15 protein-coding genes and 1 tRNA gene are annotated in these 19,993 nt (G+C 73.3%); 6 read left to right on the top strand and 10 right to left on the bottom strand.

The features are described 5' to 3' along the window. Positions 1 to 36: 36 nt before the first annotated feature. Together AB0C36_RS20830 and upp are read right to left on the bottom strand one after the other, a co-directional pair. Entirely contained in the window at positions 37 to 204 is a 168-nt protein-coding gene (locus AB0C36_RS20830) for a hypothetical protein (protein ID WP_358356106.1), read from the bottom strand. A gap of 424 nt (positions 205 to 628) precedes the next feature. Then, on the bottom strand, positions 629 to 1,270 hold the full coding sequence (gene upp / locus AB0C36_RS20825) for a uracil phosphoribosyltransferase (protein ID WP_358356104.1): 642 nt from the start codon (positions 1,268 to 1,270) through the stop codon (positions 629 to 631). Between the two features lie 354 nt (positions 1,271 to 1,624). Between upp and AB0C36_RS20820 the strand changes: the two genes are divergently transcribed. The 4 genes from AB0C36_RS20820 to AB0C36_RS20805 all read left to right on the top strand — a co-directional run bounded on the left by AB0C36_RS20820 (position 1,625) and on the right by AB0C36_RS20805 (position 3,631). Then, on the top strand, positions 1,625 to 2,317 hold the full coding sequence (locus AB0C36_RS20820; RefSeq protein ID WP_358356102.1) for a hypothetical protein: 693 nt from the start codon (positions 1,625 to 1,627) through the stop codon (positions 2,315 to 2,317). 228 nt (positions 2,318 to 2,545) lie between these two features. Further along, positions 2,546 to 3,013: a tRNA adenosine deaminase-associated protein gene (locus AB0C36_RS20815; RefSeq protein ID WP_358356100.1), complete on the top strand. Its 468-nt coding sequence runs from the start codon at positions 2,546 to 2,548 to the stop codon at positions 3,011 to 3,013. Between the two features lie 65 nt (positions 3,014 to 3,078). Beyond that, complete coding sequence (gene tadA, locus AB0C36_RS20810) at positions 3,079 to 3,534, top strand: tRNA adenosine(34) deaminase TadA (RefSeq protein WP_358356098.1); 456 nt, start codon at positions 3,079 to 3,081, stop codon at positions 3,532 to 3,534. Positions 3,535 to 3,544: 10 nt separating this feature from the next. Then, positions 3,545 to 3,631: transfer RNA gene (locus AB0C36_RS20805), tRNA-Ser, on the top strand. Positions 3,632 to 3,786: 155 nt separating this feature from the next. Here the strand turns inward: AB0C36_RS20805 and AB0C36_RS20800 are convergent. The 3 genes from AB0C36_RS20800 to AB0C36_RS20790 form a co-directional block, all read right to left on the bottom strand. Next, positions 3,787 to 4,167 (bottom strand): DUF2784 domain-containing protein, encoded by a 381-nt coding sequence (locus tag AB0C36_RS20800; RefSeq protein ID WP_358356096.1) that lies wholly within the window; start codon positions 4,165 to 4,167, stop codon positions 3,787 to 3,789. Between the two features lie 59 nt (positions 4,168 to 4,226). Further along, the gene (locus AB0C36_RS20795) at positions 4,227 to 4,886 is read right to left on the bottom strand and encodes a LytR C-terminal domain-containing protein (protein WP_358356094.1); all 660 of its coding nucleotides are present in this window, start codon (positions 4,884 to 4,886) and stop codon (positions 4,227 to 4,229) included. Between the two features lie 264 nt (positions 4,887 to 5,150). Continuing rightward, the gene (locus tag AB0C36_RS20790; RefSeq protein WP_358356092.1) at positions 5,151 to 5,447 is read right to left on the bottom strand and encodes a type II toxin-antitoxin system VapB family antitoxin; all 297 of its coding nucleotides are present in this window, start codon (positions 5,445 to 5,447) and stop codon (positions 5,151 to 5,153) included. A gap of 175 nt (positions 5,448 to 5,622) precedes the next feature. On the opposite strand from AB0C36_RS20790, the gene AB0C36_RS20785 reads away from it, so the two are divergent. Continuing rightward, a complete protein-coding gene (locus AB0C36_RS20785) occupies positions 5,623 to 7,260 on the top strand; it encodes a helicase HerA-like domain-containing protein (RefSeq protein WP_358356090.1) in 1,638 nt (545 codons plus the stop codon). Between the two features lie 126 nt (positions 7,261 to 7,386). Further along, positions 7,387 to 9,312: a hypothetical protein gene (locus tag AB0C36_RS20780; RefSeq protein WP_358356088.1), complete on the top strand. Its 1,926-nt coding sequence runs from the start codon at positions 7,387 to 7,389 to the stop codon at positions 9,310 to 9,312. Between the two features lie 275 nt (positions 9,313 to 9,587). Here AB0C36_RS20780 and AB0C36_RS20775 read toward each other — a convergent pair whose 3' ends face one another. From AB0C36_RS20775 to AB0C36_RS20755, 5 genes are all read right to left on the bottom strand, one after another. Beyond that, positions 9,588 to 11,459: an AAA family ATPase gene (locus AB0C36_RS20775; protein WP_358356086.1), complete on the bottom strand. Its 1,872-nt coding sequence runs from the start codon at positions 11,457 to 11,459 to the stop codon at positions 9,588 to 9,590. Between the two features lie 100 nt (positions 11,460 to 11,559). Beyond that, positions 11,560 to 13,008, bottom strand: a complete 1,449-nt coding sequence (locus tag AB0C36_RS20770) for a DUF2201 family putative metallopeptidase (RefSeq protein ID WP_358356084.1) — start codon at positions 13,006 to 13,008, stop codon at positions 11,560 to 11,562. A gap of 93 nt (positions 13,009 to 13,101) precedes the next feature. Then, positions 13,102 to 15,429 carry a hypothetical protein gene (locus tag AB0C36_RS20765; RefSeq protein ID WP_358356082.1) on the bottom strand — a complete coding sequence of 776 codons (2,328 nt, stop codon included), beginning with the start codon at positions 15,427 to 15,429 and terminating at the stop codon, positions 13,102 to 13,104. Then, positions 15,426 to 17,513 carry a hypothetical protein gene (locus AB0C36_RS20760; RefSeq protein WP_358356080.1) on the bottom strand — a complete coding sequence of 696 codons (2,088 nt, stop codon included), beginning with the start codon at positions 17,511 to 17,513 and terminating at the stop codon, positions 15,426 to 15,428. The genes AB0C36_RS20765 and AB0C36_RS20760 overlap by 4 nt, the downstream gene beginning before the upstream one ends. Continuing rightward, positions 17,510 to 19,942 carry a hypothetical protein gene (locus AB0C36_RS20755; RefSeq protein WP_358356078.1) on the bottom strand — a complete coding sequence of 811 codons (2,433 nt, stop codon included), beginning with the start codon at positions 19,940 to 19,942 and terminating at the stop codon, positions 17,510 to 17,512. Before AB0C36_RS20755 ends, AB0C36_RS20760 begins: the two co-directional genes overlap by 4 nt. Positions 19,943 to 19,993: the final 51 nt, after the last annotated feature.

Raw genomic sequence — 19,993 nt, 5'->3', positions numbered from 1 at the left:
GCGGGGTTTCCGGGGGCGGCTGCGGGTCGGTCCGGCTCAGTTCGCCAGGTTGCCGATCTGGTTGCCGACCCACTTGGAAGCCGAGGAAATCGCCGAGAACCACTGCGCGATCAGGTCGCTGGCCTTGTCCGGTGTGGCGATGATCGTATAGACGACGAAGCTTATGAGCAGTACGCCGAAGATCTTCTTGGCCTGCACCTGCATCGTCCTGCCTCCCCTGAGGAGCGCCGCCCGACGCTCACCCTCATTGATACCGGTCCCTGCGGACTGCGGCGAGCCTCCACGCCGTTCGTGCCGGGGAAGCGAAACGGGGCGGTACGAGTATGCACCGCAATGACCCGTAAGTCCGTCCGCCGGGCGCGGCGGTAGCCGTAAAGAGATCCCCAAAGAGGCCGGGAACGACAAGAAGAGGGAGCGGCCGCGGGGGGAATCGGTCGCTCCCTCTTCTCTGCAGGGGACCCGGCCGGAGCAACGGTGGGTCGAACCGTCGCAGGCATCGGCCTGGAGTCCCGGGGTGCCGACGGGGCTCCTGCCCAGCCCCGGGCACACCATCAAGCATGCGCCGTACCGGACGGTTGTGCATCCGGCGGACGTCCCGCTTTCGCGGGGTCTTTGGTCCTTCGCCGGGTCAGCCGGCGGTGCCGTACAACCGGTCGCCCGCGTCGCCGAGGCCGGGCACGATGTAGCCGTGCTCGTTCAGCCGCTCGTCGACGGCGGCGGTCACCACGGTCACCGGCACCTCGGAGTCCGCGAACGCCTTGCGCATCACCTCGACGCCCTCCGGGGCGGCGAGCAGGCACAGCGCCGTGACGTCGCGGGCGCCGCGCTCGATCAGCAGGCGGGTCGCGGCGACCAGGGTGCCGCCGGTGGCCAGCATGGGGTCCAGCACGTACGCCTGCCGCCCGGTGAGGTCGTCCGGCATGCGCGTCGCGTACGTCGACGGCTGCAGCGTGCCCTCGTCGCGGATCATGCCCAGGAAACCGACCTCGGCGGTGGGCAGCAGCCGCACCATGCCGTCGAGCATGCCGAGTCCGGCGCGCAGGATCGGCACCACGAGCGGGCGCGGGTACGAGAGCTTCACGCCGGTGGTCGCGGACACCGGGGTCCGCAGGTCCACCCGGTCCACCCGGACGTCGCGGGTCGCCTCGTACGCCAGCAGCGTGACGAGCTCGTCGGCCAGCCGCCGGAAGGTCGGCGAGTCGGTGCGCTCATCGCGCAGGGTCGTGAGCTTGTGCGCGACGAGGGGATGGTCGACGACGTGAATCCGCATGGTGAGACAGTATCCGCTCACCCGCACGGATCTGGACTGCGGTGGCGTAAAACCCGCTGAACGGGCAGGTTAAAGGGAGTCGGGACGAAACACGACAGGGACGCGAGGGGACCCATGGCCCAGCCAAGGCGCAGCACGGCACGGACCCGTACGGCCGCAAACCCTGCCACCAGCCCGCCTTCGACCGCTCCCGAAAGCCCGTCAGGCGAGGCTCCGGCGCCGGCCTCGGGTACCGCCTCCGGGCGCCGGCCCGCCGCGCGCGGCGGTGCATCCGAGACATCGGGCAAGGCCGCTTCCCAGGCCGACCCCCCGGCCAGGTCCACCCGCGCGCGGCGCGGCGGCTCCGCCAAGCGCGTGAACAAGGCCACCGGCAAGGCGGCGAAGTCCGCGAACCCGCCGGCCGCCGCGGCCGCCGACCCGGCCACCGGCGCGACCGGCAACAGGACCGCAGACAGAACCGCCGACAGAACCGCCGACAGGACTGCCAAGTCCGCTCGCGCGTCCGCCTCTGCCGCCAACGGCGTCCGGCCCGCCACCACCGCGCGCGTGACCGACAGCGTGTCCGATCGGCCCGCGTCCGCCGTCGAGACCAGGGACGCCGCCGGCCCGGCCGCGCCGTCGCCCGCGTCCGCCGGAACGCGCCCGCGCCGCCGCGCGTCCGCCTCGCGCAAGACCTCCGTCCGGCGCCCTGCCTCCACCACCGCCGCGGTCGAGGACGGCAGGGCCCCGGTTCGCACCCCTGCGGACCGCACCCCCGCGGACCCGCTCGGCACCGACCCCGCCGACCTGTCCGCGACTGCTGTCCCCGCAGACTCCGCCGACCCCGTCGAGGGCGCGCCCCCGGGGGCGGGCCTGCCGTCGGTCGAGTCGGCCGTACGCGCACCGGAAGGCCGCCCGGAGGAGACGGACGCCGAACGGCGCCGCCGACGGGCCCTGTTCCTACGGGAGTTGGCCGAGGCGCACGAGCTCCGCGAGCGGATCCAGCCGCGGCGCACCCGGACCGCCCGGCTGCGCCAGATGATGCGTATGCGCACGTTCCGGTACTGATCCCGCCGTCCCGCACGCCCGAGCCCCGCGACGCACGCGTGACCCGGGCCGCCAATCCGCGCGCAGGCGCCCCCGTTTCTGCCACGATGCGTGAGGGAAGCACATCCGTGGTTCCGGGCCCGCGGGGATCCCGGCACGCGAGCCGGGGGACGGCGGAACCCGACAACACGGCAGGGCGCGCGGACCGGGAAGCCGGCCGCGCCGAGTCTGACGACCTGGGAGAGTCCGGTGGCGTACTTCGCCGCAGTGCTTGTGCGCACTGAGCACCAATGGGAGGCGCAAGAGGTCGACCTCGACGATGTCGAGGACCTCGACGCGATCGCCGATCTCGCACGCGCCTCGTCGGTCGACGAGGAACCGGTGTTGCTGCTCGTCGAGCAGGAGGACACCTGGTTCGCCGTCGTTCGCGTGGACGGCGAGGAGGATCCGCGCATCTACGTCTCCGACGCCGCCGCGGTCGCCCGCAGCGCCTACGGGGACACCCTGCTGACCGCCGAAGTGCTGGGCCACGACCCGGACGACGACGAAGAGGCCGCTCCGCCCGGCCCGGCCGGCGACGAGACGGTCCTCGCGGACCTCGGCGTCGACCCCGACGAGCTGACCGACCTCGGCGGCGGCGGCCGCCTGCCCGCCGACGCCCTCATCGTGATCGCCGAACGCCTCGGCTGCGCCGACGAGCTGGAGACCGTGCGTTGACGGTTCCGCCGGCCACCCCGGACCGGGACCGCAGAGGCCCGGTCCGGACCCGGTACGAACCGTGGATGCGCCTCGCCCTCGACGAGGCGCGCCGGGCCCCGGCCACCGGCGACGTCCCCATCGGGTGCGTCGTCCTCGACCGCGACGGCAAGGTCGTGGGCCGGGGCCGCAACGAGCGCGAGGCGTACGGCGACCCCACCGCGCACGCCGAAGTGGTCGCCCTCCGCGAAGCCGCCCGCACGGTCGGCGAATGGCGCCTGTCCGGCTGCACCCTCGTGGTGACCCTCGAACCGTGCACTATGTGCGCGGGCGCAATCGTGCTCGCCCGCGTCGACCGCGTCGTCTTCGGCGCCTGGGACGAAAAGGCCGGCGCCGCCGGCTCCCTCTGGGACGTCCTGCGCGACCGCCGCCTCAACCACCGGCCCGAAGTGGTCTCCGGCGTCCTGGAACAGGAGTGCGGCACCGTCCTCAGCACCTTCTTCCGGCAAACCGGTTTCGGGGCACGGGGTGACGTCGGGTAGGCTCTCCCTCGGTAGCGTGTCCGAGCGGCCTAAGGAGCACGCCTCGAAAGCGTGTGAGGGGGCAACTCCTCCGTGGGTTCAAATCCCACCGCTACCGCTCTCAGCAGCAAAACCGTCAGCCCCGACCGTACTCCGGTCGGGGCTGACGCCGTTTGGGCGAGCTTTCGTCTCGCTCCCGTCTCATGCGGCCCGGTCGATTGTCTGTCGGCCGGGTCTTCTCTTTTGCTTGGACTGCCGGGGCTGCTGTTTGGGTCAGGCGCGGCTTTGGGGGTGGGGGCGGCTGGTCAGGCGGCGGCGGAGGGGGACGGACCAGGAGGCGAGGACGCAGGCGACGGCGAGGAGTTGCAGGAGCAGGGTGTACCGCTCGGGGTAGACGACGCCCTCGATGTAGTGGTCGATGAACCCGGAGGGCGGGAGGCGGTTGCCGCCGGCCCGGTCGCGGGACCAGTTCTCGGCGGCGGTCAGCGGGCACTCGATGCCGGCGGTCAGGATGAGGACGCCCCACACTCCGGCGGCCAGGTGCGGCCAGAGCGCGCGGGGCCACCGCCAGGCGAGGAAGCCGCCGGCCACGACGTACACGAGGAAGGCGAAGTGCACGGCCATGGCCGCGTCGGCGAGGATGCGGTAGCCCATACCTCAGTCATGCCCCGCGGGGCGGGGCATGACGAGCGAGGAACGGTGGCCGGTTCGGGTCAGCAGTTCGCGGGGGCCGGGCCGACCGGTGCGGGGGCGGCCGGGGCGAGCGCCGCCGCGGCGGCGTCGGGGGTGGCCAGGGCCTGGAAGGTCTCGCCGAGGACGAGGTCGACGGAGGCGTCGGTACGCGCGTCCTCGACCGGCTGCATGCCCGCCGCGTGCGCGCCCACGACCGACGACGGGGACTTGCCGGGCACGCCCGCGCGGATCTGGCCCGGTCCGGGCATCACCGGCGACTTGGGCTGGCGCAGCGGGTCGTTGGCGACCGTGCCGATCACGAAGCCGCGCGCCTTGAGTTCGTCGGCGACGGTCTTGGCCAGACCGGTGCGGTCGGTCGCGTTGTAGACGTTGACCTTGATGGTGTTCGCGGCCGGCAGGTCGGCAGGGGCGCCGACCGGGGCACCGGTCTGGGCGACCGGCTGCGTGTTGGGCGGTGTCGGCGAGCCGGAGGGCTTCGGCGTGCACTGCTTGCCGGCGGAGTTGTTCTTGTCGTCCGCGGTGTAGTGGTAGACCGCCCAGGCACCCGTGCTCAGGACCGCGAGCGCGACGAGGCAGGCCACGATGACGGGCCACTTGCGCCGGCGGCGGGTCATCCGCGGGTACAGCTTGCCGGTGATCTTGTACTGCCCCCGCATTCCGCGGGGAGTGAGCATGCTCATCGACGCGCCCCCATCCTCCTCGCACCCCCGGCCACACGTGCGTGGTCAGGGCGGTCTGTTGCGTACCGGAACCGGCGTCGGTTCCAGCCCGCCGTGCTGCCGAGACTAACGCCGACCTGCGCGGATCCGCGCGGGGACGCGTCGTGTGCGACCGGGTTCTGCTGGGCCGTCAGGGTGAGCCCTGACGGGTGGTCCTGGGGTGGCTGCGCCGCGCGTACGACCGGGCCTCGGTGTCGTCGGGAGCCTGCCCGGACCGGCCCCGCGTCAGTCCAGTTCGAGCACGCGGGCGTGCAGGACCTGGCGCTGCTGCAGGGCGGCTCTGACCGCACGGTGCAGGCCGTCCTCCAGGTAGAGGTCGCCCTGCCACTTCACGACGTGGGCGAACAGGTCGCCGTAGAACGTCGAGTCCTCGGCCAGGAGCGTGTCCAGGTCGAGCTGTCGCTTGGTCGTGATGAGCTGGTCCAGGCGCACCGGCCGCGGGGCGATGTCGGCCCACTGGCGGGCACCCGACCTCCCGTGGTCCGGGTACGGCTTGCCGTCACCGATCCGCTTGAAGATCACAGGGGTCAGCCTACCGGGGCCGGGGTGTCTGCCGTCGCGCGCATCGGCTACTCGTTTCTGCGCGAGCTCGGTTCGGGGGCGACCCGAACGGGCGCGCCGGGTGGCCCGGCCGGATCGCCAAATGGGATATTTCTCGCGTAATGGTACGAATGGATGGCGACGCTGGAGGAGACCCATGGCGGCCAAGGGCGGCAGCGACGGCACGGCGGCACCGGACTCCCCGGAGAATTCCGCGAAAACTTCAGAGGCGGTCGCCACGGTCGGCGCCGGATACGCCTTCACCGGCCCCGCCCTCGACCTCGGCGCCCTCGTCGTGGACGGTACGGGCCACCCCGAAGCGCAGATCCGCATCCCGCTCGGCATGCTCAACCGCCACGGCCTGGTCGCGGGTGCGACCGGCACCGGCAAGACCAAGACGCTCCAGCTGATCGCGGAGCAGTTGTCGGCGCAGGGCGTCCCGGTCTTCCTCGCCGACATCAAGGGCGACGTGTCCGGCATCGCGCAGCCCGGCGAGGCCAACGACAAAGTTGCCTCGCGCGCCGCCGACGTGGGGCAGGACTGGCAGCCGCACGGCTACCCGTGCGAGTTCTTCTCGCTCGGCGGCCTGGGCCCGGGCATCCCGATCCGCGCCACCGTCACCTCCTTCGGTCCGACGCTCCTGGCGAAGATCCTCGACCTCAACGAGACGCAGGAGTCGTCGCTCGGCCTGGTCTTCCACTTCGCCGACCAGCGCGGCCTGGAACTGCTCGACCTCAAGGACCTGCGCGCGGTCATCCAGTTCCTCACCTCCGACGAGGGCAAGGAGGAGCTGAAGAACATCGGCGGGCTCTCGGCCGCCACCGCGGGCGTCATCCTGCGGTCGCTGATCACCCTGGAGAACAGCGGCGGCGACGTGTTCTTCGGCGAGCCCGAGTTCGACACCGCCGAGCTGCTGCGCACCACCCCCGACGGCAAGGGGTTGGTGTCCGTCCTCGAACTTCCCGCCGTGCAGGACAAGCCGCAGCTCTTCTCCACGTTCCTGATGTGGCTGCTCGCCGACCTGTTCGCGGACCTCCCGGAGGTCGGCGACCCGGACCGCCCCAAGCTGGTGTTCTTCTTCGACGAGGCGCACCTGCTGTTCACGGGCGCGTCGAAGGCGTTCCTGACCGCGATCACCCAGACCGTGCGGCTGATCCGCTCGAAGGGTGTCGGCATCTTCTTCGTGACGCAGACGCCGAAGGACGTGCCCTCCGACGTGCTCGCCCAACTCGGCAACCGCGTGCAGCACGCGCTGCGCGCCTTCACCCCCGAGGACGCCAAGGCGCTCAAGGCCACGGTGTCGACCTTCCCCAAGTCGTCGTACGACCTGGAGGAGGTCCTCACACAGATGGGCACCGGCGAGGCGGTCGTCACGGTCCTGTCCGAGAAGGGCGCCCCGACGCCGGTCGCGTGGACCCGCCTGCGTGCCCCCGAGTCGCTGATGGCGCAGATCGACCCGGCCGCGATGCAGGCGATCGTGAACGCGTCGCCGCTGCTCGGCAAGTACGGGACGGCGATCGACCGGGAGTCGGCGTACGAGAAGCTCACCGCGTCCCAGCAGGCCGCGGCGGAGGCGGCCGCCGCCCAGGCCGAGGCCGAGCAGCGGGCGAAGGCCGAGGCGCCGTCGTCCGCGCCGTCGTCCGCGCCGTCGTCCGCGCCGTCGTCGCGGCGTCAGAAGCAGGAGCCGAGCGCGGTCGAGTCGGTCCTCAAGAACTCGGCCGTCAAGGGCATGCTCAACACCGCGGTACGCGAGATCACCCGCAGCCTCTTCGGCACCGCCAAACGCCGCCGCTGACCGCGCCCCCCGCGGGGCGACAGGGCGGCGCCGGGAGTTTTCCACAGCTGTGGACAGGCGATCGGCGTGATCGCGGTGGACGGGCATACTCGGACCAGCCCGTCGCCCTGCCGGAATCGGGGGATCATGAGCGCCATCGCGTCGTCCACCAGCGCGTCGTCCACCAGCGCGCCACCCGTCAGCCTGCTGCTCGCCGCGCTCGCCGAGCGCGAACCGGCGCATGCCCGCGCGGCGTTGACCCGCATGACCGCGTTGTACGGCGCGGGCGCCCTCGCGCACCAGCTCGCCGCCCACACCCCGGTGCCCGACGGGTTCGTGGCCGTCGTCGCGGAGGCGGGCGGCGACGAGGAGCGTGCCGCGCTGGCGTGCAACGCGTGTCTGACGCCGCATCAGCTCAGGACGCTGATCGAGGCCGGCGGTGAGGCGGTCGTGCGTGCCGTCTTCTCGCCGCCCGAGCCCGAGGACATGCACCGGCGCGTGGCGACATGGGACCAGGCGGTCGCCGCGGCACCGTTCGACGAAGGCGACCCGCGCGGCCCGGCCGATCTCGCCCGGGACCGCATCCGCGAGTCCACCTGCACACGCGACGAAGCGCTGGAACTGCTCACCGCACACCCCGAGCTCACCTACAGCGCCCGCGTGCGTCCGCACTACCGGCAGCGGTCCGCCGTCGCCACCCTCGACCTCGCGCCGCTGCTGCACCGCCCCGACCGGAGCTGGCGCTCGGTCGACCACCTGGTGGAGCCGGCGAGGGAGGTGCTGGCCTGGGGCGCGGCCACCGCCGACGACCTCGCATCGCACCTGCGTCCCGCGCTCGTCGCCACCCAGGCGCTTGCGCGCCTGACCCGCGACCATGCGCCGACGCTGCACGACGACAACGCGGCCAACGCGGTCGTACGCCCGCTGCTGCACAGCACCGTCAAGGCCGACCCACACGCGTGGGCGCGCCTCGCGGTCATCCTCGGAACCGCCGACGGCACACTGCCCGAAGCCCTGGCCGCGGCGGCCGAGGACCCTTCCCCCACACCGCAGATCTCGCCGCCCGCCCGCGTCCGGCCCGCTCTCCTCTATCTGTTGCGGCGACTCGACGCGGACGACGTCGGCGTCCTGCTCCCGCACATGACGGAGGAAGTGGCCGCCGACCTCATCCCCGGCAACGTAGCGATAGCGCCGGGCCTGCTCGAACTGGCGCACAGCACCGGCCACCGGGTGCTGCTGCGCAAGATCGCCTCGCACCAGCACCTGCGCGACGAGCAGGCCCGGCGCATACAGGCGTACGAGGACGCCGAGTTCGACCGCATCCTCGCCTGGAACAAGGCGGGGGTCAGTGCCGCCCTCCGTCGCGAGGTGTTCGCCGGGCACTCCCCGACGAGCGGCGTGCGCAGGCCGATGGATCCGGAGTTGCGGCAGCGGGTCGTCGACGAGCCGAAGCACATCGAGGCGACGACGCTGGTGTTCTGCGGTGATCCCGCGGTGGTGTGCCAGGCGCTGCCAGAGTGCCGCAAGTTGCGCCGCATCGACCTGATCGACGTCCTGCTCAGCGTGTGGGAGCGCGTGGGCCCAGGGGAAGTGGCGGGCGTGCTCACGTCGGTGCCCGAGGCGTTCCCGAAAGCAGTGCGCTCGGTGGCGGACGAAGCACTCGCGCAAGGGTCGACCGACCGGCTGACCGAGGCACGCGCCCGGTTCGAACGGGGCAGGCGCGGACCGGCCAAGCCGCCGCCCGAGCCGGAGGCGTGGGACCTGCCCGCGGCCGAGCGGATCCGCGAACACCCGCTGCCGCAGACCGGTTACGACGAGTGGACGCGTGCTCTGCCGCCCGAGGACCCGGTGCTGATCGGCCGCCCGGCAATCGCGGCGCTGCAATCACTGCGCTGGCACTGCCGGGACGGGGCCGGGCCGCAGGTGCGCGCGACCATCGCCGACGGCGTCCTCGTGCCGCTGGGCACCGATCCCGAGGCGTGGGCCGTGTTCGCGCAGCTTCTCCCGGACTTCGAGGGGACGCTGCCCGAACTGGCCGCGTTGTGCGCAGCCGCCGTACACCGCCCGGGGTGAGACCGCAGTGAAACCGGGATGCGTCGGGCGCGCGGGGTCAGGCGGGACCGGAGACGGGGACGGATCCGTCCGGCACCGCGACCGCAGAGCGCACGGCAGGGCGGCCCGGGCTGAGGTTGATGCGGGCCGGGTTGATGCGGGCCGGGGTGATGCCGACCGTGTTGGGGAGTGCGGCCGGGACGCCGCGAGTCGAGACGGGCCGCGACAAGGCGGCCCGGGGCGCTACGGCGCGGCCGTTCGTGTAGCGGGCCGGGCGAACCGACCCGCTACGTGCGCTACTTGCGCGGCATCCGGGCGAACGCGTCGATCCAGAACCGCTGTTTCTCGGCCGACTGGCCGACCAGGTAGCTCGACCGCAGTTTCGGCGGCAGGCACGCCAGGAGCCGGGCGACCGTGTCGATGTGCTCGCGCAGCTGCGACAACTCCGCGTTCGCCAGCACCTGGTGCACGGTGTCGGTGTCGTTCGTGCCCTCGCCCGACACCTCGTTGCCGGCGCGCAGGCGTTCCTCCCACGCCTCCAGATCGTCGGTCAGGTCGCCGAGCCCGGTCCGCGGCTTGTCGGCGAGCCTGGCCTCCAGCGCGTTGAGCGGCACCGGCGCGTACTCGCCGTCACCGAGGTAGACCTTGGCCATCTCCAGGTTCATGCCGCGGCGGTGCAGCTTGATCAGCCGCTCCAGGGTGCGCTTGGTGATCCACTCGCGGCCCTCGTCGTCGATGTCGGACTTCCACCACTCCAACACCGTCTCGGCGATCGGGCCGTACGTCGCGATCAGCCACTCGTTCGCCGGGATGTCCTCCGGCCGCACCTGCAACGACGCCGTGAAGCGGGTGGCCTGCGCGATGTTGTTGCGCGCCACCAGCATCTTGCGGCCCAAGTGGTACGGCGGGTTCTGCAGCGCGATCTGAGCCCGCAGCCCCGGGATCCGCCGCCCGGCGATCGACCACTCCTGGGTGATCTCCATCAGCTTGGCGAACGCCGACTTGTCCTTGGGCCGGTTGTACTCGTCCCAGACGATGACCTTGTCGCCGGGCGCGGTGAACCGCTGCGCGAGCAGGTTGTCCAGCGAGCCGTCGACGGTCGGCACCGGGGCGCACAGGTCCTCGACGTTGGTGACCGGGAGCGAGAAGTAGATGGGGTCGTGGCCCAGCTCCTCGCGTACCACCTCGCGCACGATCTCGGTCTTGCCGCAGCCGGGAGGCCCCTGGATGAGGACGGCCCAGCGCCGCGCGACCGCTTCGCGGACCACCCGGCGCACCGCGTCGGGGGTGTGCTCGGGGTTGCGTACGCCGAGGGCCGCGGCGATGCGGTCCAGCGTCTCGTCGGTCCGGTCCGGGCCCGCGCCGCCGTCCTTGAGCGCCTCCACGAGCCGCAGCCGCTCGCCGTTGAGCAGCGGCAGGCCCCACTCCAGCGGGAACCCGGCCAGGGCGCAGTCCATGATGTGCTCGAGCGTGCGCGGCGACAGCAGTTGCCGCAGGGCCGGGGACAGGCCGGTCCAGATCCGGAACACGCCGGACAGGTCGGTGTGCGCGAAGCGTTCGGCAAGCTTGATGCGCCACGAGGTGTCGGTCGCGCTGATCTTCACGGTGACCATGCGGTCGAGGATCGCCAGGTCGCTGCGCCGGGTCGCGGTCTCGGTGAGCGACTCGTTGTCGGTCAGGAAGACCCCGATGCAGCCGAGTTCGCGCAGGTCGAACTCGCCGAGCGTCCAATTGCACGCGACCTGCATCAACTGCGACTGGATGGTCTCGCCGGCCTGCAGGGCGTCGTCGATGAGCAGCACGAACTTTCCGCCGGGCCGGAGCTGACGCATGATCAGCTGACGCAGCACCAGTTCGTTCGTGCGGGGGTCCCGGACGGGGGTGTTGACCAGCAGGTCGTCCGGGGTGAGGTTTGCGGCGGGGACGAACACGAGCGTGGTGTCCGGGTATTTGTCCGGGATGTGGGTGAAGAACGTCGCCGTCTTGCCGATGCCGTGCTCACCGAAGATCTGGCCGGTCTGGCCGAGCTCGATCATCGCGTCGATGAACTCCTCGAGCTTCGAGACGCCCTTCCAGCCCTTCGGCGGCTCGGGGAAGGTCGCGGTGGCCTTCCAGCGCGGGCGGGCGGTCCGTCCGCCGGTCTGCGGGGTGTCGGCGGTGATCGTCATGGGTCCTTCCGCAAACGGGGGTTCGGGATGCGCGTGCCGGGTCGGGGAGCGGCCGGGGAGCGGCCGGCGTGCCGGGCCGTGGGACGCGGCCCGGGTCCGGTCACCGGTCTCCGGTGAGAACACGGTGGCACGCCATCGGCGGGTTGTGGCTCTCGGGCCACTCGTCGCCGCCTTCGGTGATGAGCCAGATCCACTTGTCGGGTTCGGCCGGGGTGATGTGCGGCGCGTATCCGTCGGTGAGCATGAGCACCGCGTCGGCGGTGTCCTCGAAGCGCTGCCCGGCGACCGCCAGGCGCCCTTCGACGTAGTCCGCGACCTGCTGGAAGTCGGTTCCGCCGCCGCCGTAGACGCGCTCCCCGGGCTTGAACGGCATGAGCGCGCCGTCGAAGCTGAGCCAGTGCGCCTCCACGCCGTCGGTGTGGCCGACCAGTTCGGTCAGCCAGTCGACGACGTGCGCGGGCATGGAGCCCGATGTGTCGTACGCCACGACGACCACCTTGGTGCGCTCCTGGCCGCGCCGCGCGAGCATCGGGTCGTGGCCGAGGGTGGCCAGCAGCGCGCCGCGCTTCTTCGGGTACACGAGGCGTTCGCCGTCGCGCAGCTTGGACGCCAGGACGTCGACGAGCCACTGCTGCCACCAGTCCACGCGCCTGGTCTTCTGCGTCTCGCCGCGCAGGAACCCCGCGCCGAGGTCGCCCCAGAGCCGGGACACGTTGTCGGTCGCGCCGTCGGTGCGCTTGAGGAGTTCGAGCAGTTCCTCACGGGCCAGGCGCACGCCGCGGCGGGCAGCCAGCAGGACGGCGCGCAGCACCTCGGAGGAGATGCGCGCGGTGGTCTCGGCGTCGAGGCCGTCGCCCTCGCCCGTGCCGTCGCCGAGCACCAGGTGCACGCACAGCGGCGGGGGGACGGGCGGGTCCTTCATGCGCTTCAGCTCGGCGTACACGAGCGCGTCGGTCTCGATGAACTGGTCGTACGCGAGCGGTTCGAGGCCCTGTGCGGTGAGGTCGTCGACGTACGCCTGGTGCACCTTGCGCGGGTCGACACCGGTCGGTTCCTCGGTCTCCTCGCCGGTCTCCGGGTCGGTGCGCCGGATGGTGGGCAGTTGGTCGCGCCCGAGCCTGCGCATGGCTACGTGGTTGATGGTCACCTCGCCCGCGAGCGTGAACACCGGGTCGGCGCGCAGCTCGGGGTCGGCGAACAGGTGGCGCTGGATGAGGTGGCGGGCCTCGTGGAACAGCACGAACTTGACGCCGTCGAGTCCGAGCGCGACGAAGAAGTCCGGGTTGTACAGCAGCAGGCACGTTCCGTCACCGGAGGCCATGACGGCCGCGGTGTCGATCGCGGTGGTGGGGATCTGGTGGTGGCACTTGGTGTAGAGCCACGACGCGACCACGCTCGCCTGCATGCCGAAGTCGAGGAGCGCCTGCTCCTTGAGTTCGAACGCCTTGGCCACCGTGGCCTCGTCGGCGGGCTGGTACGCCTCCAGGGCGCGCCGGTCGGTCAGCTCGACGACCAGCGGTTTCGCCTTGTCGGTCGATCCGTAGGCCATGCCGGTCACCTCCCTTCGCGCTGGGTCGATCGTTCCAGGCACGTGTGACACCCGTCCAAGCAATTGACGCGGGAAAGGCCCGGTCAGTTGCCGTCAGGCGGTGGGCGCGGTGGCCGCCGCCACGGTGGCGAGGAGTTCCGGGAGGGTCCCGGTGAACTCGCCCAGCAGGGCCGCCGCGACGGCCCAGGTGTCCGGCCGGTCGGCGGTCAGGCGCGCCGCCTCGTCGGCCAGGTGCCCGCGCAGCTTGCCCAGTTCGTACGGGTATGCCCCGATCAACCGCAGTACGGACCGCGCCGGGCGCCCGAGCGCGAACACGTCCTCGGCCGTCACCGCGCCGGATTCCAGGCATCGGGCGGACCACAGGAGGTCCGGGTGCAGGCGCCCGTCCATCCAGACCGGGACCACCGGCAGCAGGCCGAGTGCGGCCGTCGCCCAGGTCCGCGACCGCGGCGCGAGCACGAACGGCACGGCGGTCGTGCCGTCGTCGGCGCGGAGCAGGGCGATCGCCACGGCGTCCGGCAGGTCCGGGTGCTCGGCCAGCAGTTCGCGGGAGCGGACCGGCAGGCGTCCGGTCAGCACGAGCGACTGGATCTCCTGCCACGGCGGCGGCTCGTCGCGCTCCAGCTGGGCGTGCACGGCCTCCGCGGTCCCGTGCTGGAGGTCGTGCACGGCCTGGGCGCGGTCGAGTGCGGCCAGGCGCCGGCCCAGCGCGCGGGGGCCGCGGACGGCGAGGGTGCGCCGGATCGCGGTGCCCAGCAGCGGGTCGAGCGGCCCGTGCCGGCCGGACAGCTCGGCGAGTTCGGTGATCCGGCCGGTTTCGGCGAGGAAGCGGCAGGCGGTGATCTGGTGCGCGGTGGTGAGGGGCCTGCGCAGCGCGGCCGGCACGAGGTCCGCGTCGCGGGTGTGCACGGCGAACCGCATCGCGCTGCCGCCGCCGGGCCTTCGGGAGCCTTCGCCGCGCAGGTAGGACCGGACGTCGGGGTGCAGCGGGACACGCCCGCCACCGGCCTGGGGGGAGTGCGGGGTGCCGGCGGCGATCTCGTACCAGGTCCGGCGCGGTACGTCGCTGCCGCGCAGGAGCGTGGCGTTGACCGACGGGTCGTCACGCCGCAGCAGACAGGCGCGCGTTCGGTCGTGGTGCGCGTGGTGCGGGACGAACACCTCCAGCACCTCCGGTCCCGCGTGGTCGAGGAAGGCGTCGACCAGGGCGTCCGGCAGCGGCTTCTGGATGTCGTAGTGCGCGATCTCCCCGAGGTCGTGCGGGTCCAGCGCGCCGAGGATGCCGGACATCGCGGCCGGGTCGGCGAAGCGCAGCAGATGCACGAACGGCGAGGTGGAGACCTGTTGCGTGTGCGGCCAGGGGCGTTGCGGGTACGGCGGCGCCGGTGCCGTCCGGGCCGCGGCGGCGAGGTCGGGCAGCGTGCCGGGGAACCCGCCCGCGCTCAGATGCGCCAGGAGCGCCCGCCACACCGCCGGGTCGTCGCCCAGCGATCGCCGCACCAGAGCGGTGAGTTCGCGGTGCAGGTCGTGGACGAGGAGTGAGTGCGCGATGGCGTCGCAGTCCCGGTCGAACGCCTCCAGGGCGCGCAGCACATGCGGTGCGTGCGGTGCGCGGAGTACGACGTCCGCCGCGGTGAACGCCCCGCTGCGCAACCCCGCCAGCAGCGTGTCGGCCCGGACGTCGTCGCCGGAGTCGTCGCGGAGCAGCGCCAGCGCGACGTCGCGCGGGCACTCGGGGAGTTCGGCGAGCACGCTGCACGGGGCGGGGTCGAGCGGGTCCGCGTCGTGCAGGGCGGTGAGTTCGGCCCAGTCGGCGGGCGTCCACTTGTCGGGCCGGAAGAGCGGGATGCGTCCCCGGAGCAGCGCGTGGCTCTTGGGGGAGGTGTAGGTCGTGCCCTTGAACCAGGCGTACAGGGCCGCGGGTGTGTTCGGCGGGCGTCTGCCGTGTGGGCCGCGCGCGAGGATTTCGGCGCGCTTGACGAGTTCCGGGTGCGGGCAGTCGAGTGCGGGTGCGAGCAGGGCCCTGGCGGTCATGTGCATGACGCAGCCGCGCATTTCGTCGGACAGCACGGGTGCGTCGAGGAGCCTTCGCCGCAAGGCGGGCGTGGCGTTGCGGTGCCGGTAGAGGGCGCCGGCCAGCGCGCCGTCGACGGGTCGCCCGGCGCTCGCCGCCCGGTGGTCGGCGCAGTCGGCCAGCAGGTGCAGTTGCCGTCGGTCGAGGCGGGGATTGGCGGCCAGCGCGCGCAGTTCGTCGCTTGTGCCGTGGTCGAGAGCCCAGCTGACGAGTGCGGGGTGCCGGGCGGCGCCGTGGCGCAGGACGTCCGTGCGGGTTCCGGCGGGGAGCCGGGCCAGGGCCGCGGCGAGGTCGGCGGCCGCGCAGGCGTCCAGCAGCAGCGCGAGTTCGTTCGGATGGCTTGTCACGCGGTCACCGCCTTGACGGTGGCCAGCAGTTCGGGCAGGTTGCCGACGAAATCGGGGAAGAGGTGGACGGCGACGGCCCACGCCTCGGCGTCGTCGCGGAGCGCGTCCAGGAGGAGCCGGCGTACGTGCCCGAGCGCGGTTTCGTGGGTCTCGGGCAGCACCGCGCGTACGTCGCCGAGCGCTTCGAACATCGTGTGCGCCGGCCCGGTGAGGTCGACGAACTCCGCCGGGGTCAAAGCCCCTTCGGCGAGCGCGGTGAGATACCACGCGTTGCGTGGCGTCTGCCATGCCGAGGGTTGCAGGTGCAGCGGGTGCCGGGCGGCGGTGAGGGCGTACGCGCGCGAGCGGCCGCCGAGTTGGTGGGCGAGGTCCGGGAACAGGCGGCACGCGTCCAGCGCCAGCGTGTCGGGGCACGCGTCGCGCGCGGCGAGTTCGCGCAAGGCGGGTTCGGGCAACGGCTCCCGGGCGTGCTCGTCGGCGGCCACCGGCCAGAAGGCGTCGGGCAGCGGACGGGCGGCGAGTCCGGGGTCGCGGCGGATCGCGGCGACCAGCGCCTCGGGCCGCTCGTGCCGCTCCACGTCGGCGCGCAGCACCGCGTACCCGTCCGTCGAGGTGCGGGCCGTGCGGGCGAGGGCCGCCGCCGCTTTGTCGAGGACCACCGGGCGGTCGTTGTCGGCCTTGCGACCGTGACCGCCGCCCCGAGTACCGGGGCGCGGGCCTTTGGCGCCGGGGCCCGCGGCGCGCGGTCCGCCGGGGGCCGGGTGTTCGGCGTCGGCCGCATCGTCGCCCTCGTCCGCGTCGGCGTCCAGGACTTCGGCCACCAGCTCGCCTGCCGCCTGGCACTCCCAGAGGCCGAGCAGTCCCCGCAGCGTCATGGCGGTGCCGAGGTGCGTGCCGAACTGCTCGAAGGTGGCGCGGATCAGCTGCGGATAGTGGCCGTGGACCGCGGCCGCGTGCCGGTTGGCTCCTGCGTCGGAGCCTGTACCCGTGGCGTTCTGCACCTCCCACCGGGCGGCGGGGGTCAGCGGGACGGGACGGGTGCCGTCGCGTCGCGTCGCGCGGAACACGGCGGACGCCAGCTCCGGCCGGTCGGGCACTTCGGTGAGCAGGGCGCTGTTGACCTCGGGGTCGCGCAGCGCCAGCAGCGCACGGAGAGTGTCCGGTGACCGGGCGGCCTGCCGGACGAGCTGCGCGGTCAACTGCGGGGCACGGCGCAGCGCGGGCACGACGACCTTGGCGGGCAGCGCGGGCGTCTCCAGGAACGTGCTGATGAGCGGCATCGGCATCGCCGCGATGAGCTTGGCCGCGACGTCGCCGCGGGCCCGGGACAGCAGGCCGGACGGGTTGGCGAGGTCGCGGTGCACGGCGCCCGGCGGGAACTCGGGTGCGGAGGCGTGCCTGCGCGCCGCCCGCCCGGCGTCGGCGGAGGGGCCCGGCAGGAATTGCCCGGATCCCCTCGGCCGCTTCTCTTCGTGGCCCGCGGCGATGGCCGCGGCGCACAACTCGGGGAACGTGCCGCGGAAGGCAGGCCCCTGGGCGAGGAGCCACCACCAGGCGGCGATGTCGTCGCCGGGCAGCAGCGCCGCGGCGTCGTCGAGGACTTGGCGGATCGGACGCAGCCATTCGCCGTACGCCGTCGCGTACTTCTCCAGCACTCGCAGCGCCGACCAGCCGGGTGTCGCCTCGAACATCACTTGGCGCGGCGTCACCGCACCGCGGCGCAGCGCGGCGGCGAGCGTGGCGGTGCCGAGGCCGCGGCGGCTGGTGGAGTGCGCGACCACCAGGCGCAGCGCCGCGGACGGCGGGCAGTCGGCCCGGGCGACGAGGCCCGCGCCGATGGCGTCCGGCAGCGGCGCACGCCGGTGCTCGGACACGATCAGGTCCCAGTCGACGACGGCGACGCCGTCCAGCACATAGCGCGGGTCCTTGCCGCGGCCGGAGCGCAGCAGCGTGATGACGTCGTGCGGATCGGCGGTGGCGGGTGGGCCGGGGTCGGGGTGCGGCGCGAGGCCCAGGCGCTCGGTCAGGGCGCCGATGGTCTCCCGCGCCGCGTGGCGCAGCAGCGGATGGTCCGCCGCCGTCATGCCGCCGCCCGTGCGGTGGCCACGAGTTCGCCCAGCGTCGCGGTCGGGCGCTGGACCAGCAACCGGGCCACGACCACCCAGGCGTCCACCGCGTCGCCGAGGCCGTCCTGCAGCACCCGTGCGACGAGCCGGGCGAGCGGCCCGGCGGACGCCGCGCCGGTGTCCACGACGTCGGCGGCGTTGCCGGCGGCGAGGTACTCCTCGGCCGTGAGCGAGCCGCCGTCCAGGGCGGTCGCCGCGTCGAACCGCGCTTCCGGCCCCTCGGCGAGGATCTCCAAGGCCACCGGCCGGTGCCGGAGGACCGCGGCGGAGCGGCCGACCCCGACCGCGTACTTGCGTGCCGCGTGCGCTCCGCGCCACACCCGGCTCAACTCCATCGGGCAGTCCGGCCGTTGTGAGAGCTCGTGGAGCACCGCTTCGTTGATCTCGCGGCGCCGGGCCGCCGCGATGACGGCCCGCCAGTCCAGTCCCGGGTCCGCGAGCGCCCCGTGCACGCCCCCCGCCTCGCGCCGGTAGGGCAGGTACGTCGTCTGCGTGAGCACCTTGAGCCACTGCGCGTCGCACTCGCGCAGCCGGGCGTCGAGGACCCGCAGGCCGCTGCTGCGGGCGGCGGTGACCTCCTCGTCGTCGGGCACGTCCTCCAGCGCGCCCACGCCGTGCAGTTCGGCCAGCCGGTACGCGGCGCGCAGCCGTGCCCACTTGCCCAACTCGCCCACGGAAGCCCACGCCACGTGCCGCAGCAACGCGGCGTCCGTGCTCGCCAGCAGCGGCCACAGCCGTTCCGCCCGGGACTCCTCGAGGAGTTCGGTACGCAGCTCGTCGTCGATCCCGTCGACGGACAGGATGTACTGCCGCAGCGCCATCGGGCAGCGCGGGTTGCGGTAGGCCGCCGACGCGATCGTCCGGTCGCCGCCCAGGACCAGCGTCTCGATCAGGTCCACGCGGACCGCCGGGTTCCCGGCGAGGACGCGCCGCGACACCGGCCCTCCGTGCGCGCAGACATGGTCGGCCACCGACTGCGGCAGTTCGCGGCTTCCGGCGACCGGCGCGAGGTGCAGATCGTCCAGGAAGTCCAGGGCGTGCGAGGCGTGTTCGGCGTCGACGAGGCCGACCAGGACGGCGTACGCCCAGGCGGCCTGCCGTCCGGGCCGGGGCAGTTCGGCAGGCGGTTCCCCGGTACGGCCGGCCGGGTGCGAAACCGCGGTCATGGAGGCCAGCAACTCCGCTACGGTTCCGTCGAATTCGGGGAGTGCCGTGTAGAGCGCCCGCCAGGCGCCGGGGTGTTCGGTGACCAGCGGGACGAGGAGGCTGCGTACCAGCCGCGCCGCGGCCGCCTGCGTCGCGACGGCCTCGATGCCGCCGTGGGTCAGGGCGGTGACGGCCAGGCGTGCGGGACGCACCTCGGCGACGAGTTGCGCGGCGTCGATTCCCCCGGTCGTGACGCCGTGCAGGAGCACCTTCTTGGTGAACTGGTCCTCGCCGAGACCAAGGCAGACGCGCAGGGCTTCCGGCCCGGGGCGCGCCACCGACTGCACCGCGCGCGGGTGGGCGGCGAGCAGGCTTGCCTGGAACTCGCGGGGACACCGGGTGTGTTCGAGCAGCGCGACGGCGGCTCCCCAGGGGAGGGGGTCGGCCGCGTGGCGGGCCGCCAGCTCGGTCCACGGGGGTTCGAGCACGTCGCGCACGATGGTGCGGCCGTGCGCGGTGCGCAGCGCATCTTGCAGCTTGGCGCAGAAGCGGTCGGCGCCGTACTCCGCTATGAGGAACCGCTCGACCGCCTCGAAGGTCCCGGAGCCGGCCAGTCCCCGCACGACGTCCTCGGGGGTCTCGGGCGGCAGTTCGAACGGCGCGACCTGGTGGACCCGCCGCAGTTGCGCCCAACGCCCGTTCCGGACCAGCGTCATGGCCGCGGTCAGCCGCGCGTACACGCCTCCGTGCGCACCGCCGGGGAAGCCGTTGATCAGCGCCCAGAAGGCCAGCTCGGGGTCGGCGGCGGACAACGCGGCCTGCACGTCGCCGCGGGAGCCGCGCCCGAGGACGGCCTGGCGTACGGCGGGCGCGAGCGGCACGGGGGTGTCGTCGTCCGCTTTGGGGGCGAAGCGGGCCTGCGAGAGGACGGCCTGGCGCAGCGCGGCCCACGACGACTTCTCGAAGAGGGCCGCGTTGACCTGCGGGTCGTCGAGTTCGAGCAGCCGCAGGACGATGTCGGCGTTGCCGGAGGCGCCGGCCTGCCGCTTGCTCCGGTCGTACACGCCGGCGATGCCGTCGGCGACGCCGTTCCGCACCGCGTGTTCCAGCAGGGCCGGCGGCAGGGTGGGTTCCGCCGGGCCGCGCCGGCCGGCGCGCACGGGTGCGCCGAGGCGGCCGAGGATCTCCGCGCCGAGGGCGGGCCCGGCATACCAGAGCAGGCTTGTCACGGTGTCGGTCACGCCGCCGCTCCCCTTCCACCGTCGCTGTGGCGCCGTGCGCCGTGGGACGCG

Source organism: Streptodolium elevatio (assembly GCF_040649515.1).
Lineage (GTDB): Bacteria > Actinomycetota > Actinomycetes > Streptomycetales > Streptomycetaceae > Yinghuangia > Yinghuangia elevatio.
Note: the sequence above shows the minus strand (reverse complement) of the source record. Positions and strands in the feature narration are given on the sequence as shown.

Coding starts and splice junctions, on each gene's coding strand:
- upp (WP_358356104.1), bottom strand. CDS start 1,270: ATGCGGATTCACGTCGTCGACCATCCCCTCGTCGCGCACAAGCTCACG.
- AB0C36_RS20785 (WP_358356090.1), top strand. CDS start 5,623: ATGGCGGCCAAGGGCGGCAGCGACGGCACGGCGGCACCGGACTCCCCG.
- AB0C36_RS20775 (WP_358356086.1), bottom strand. CDS start 11,459: ATGACGATCACCGCCGACACCCCGCAGACCGGCGGACGGACCGCCCGC.
- AB0C36_RS20830 (WP_358356106.1), bottom strand. CDS start 204: ATGCAGGTGCAGGCCAAGAAGATCTTCGGCGTACTGCTCATAAGCTTC.
- AB0C36_RS20780 (WP_358356088.1), top strand. CDS start 7,387: ATGAGCGCCATCGCGTCGTCCACCAGCGCGTCGTCCACCAGCGCGCCA.
- AB0C36_RS20800 (WP_358356096.1), bottom strand. CDS start 4,167: ATGGGCTACCGCATCCTCGCCGACGCGGCCATGGCCGTGCACTTCGCC.
- tadA (WP_358356098.1), top strand. CDS start 3,079: ATGCGCCTCGCCCTCGACGAGGCGCGCCGGGCCCCGGCCACCGGCGAC.
- AB0C36_RS20760 (WP_358356080.1), bottom strand. CDS start 17,513: ATGACGGCGGCGGACCATCCGCTGCTGCGCCACGCGGCGCGGGAGACC.
- AB0C36_RS20795 (WP_358356094.1), bottom strand. CDS start 4,886: ATGAGCATGCTCACTCCCCGCGGAATGCGGGGGCAGTACAAGATCACC.
- AB0C36_RS20770 (WP_358356084.1), bottom strand. CDS start 13,008: ATGGCCTACGGATCGACCGACAAGGCGAAACCGCTGGTCGTCGAGCTG.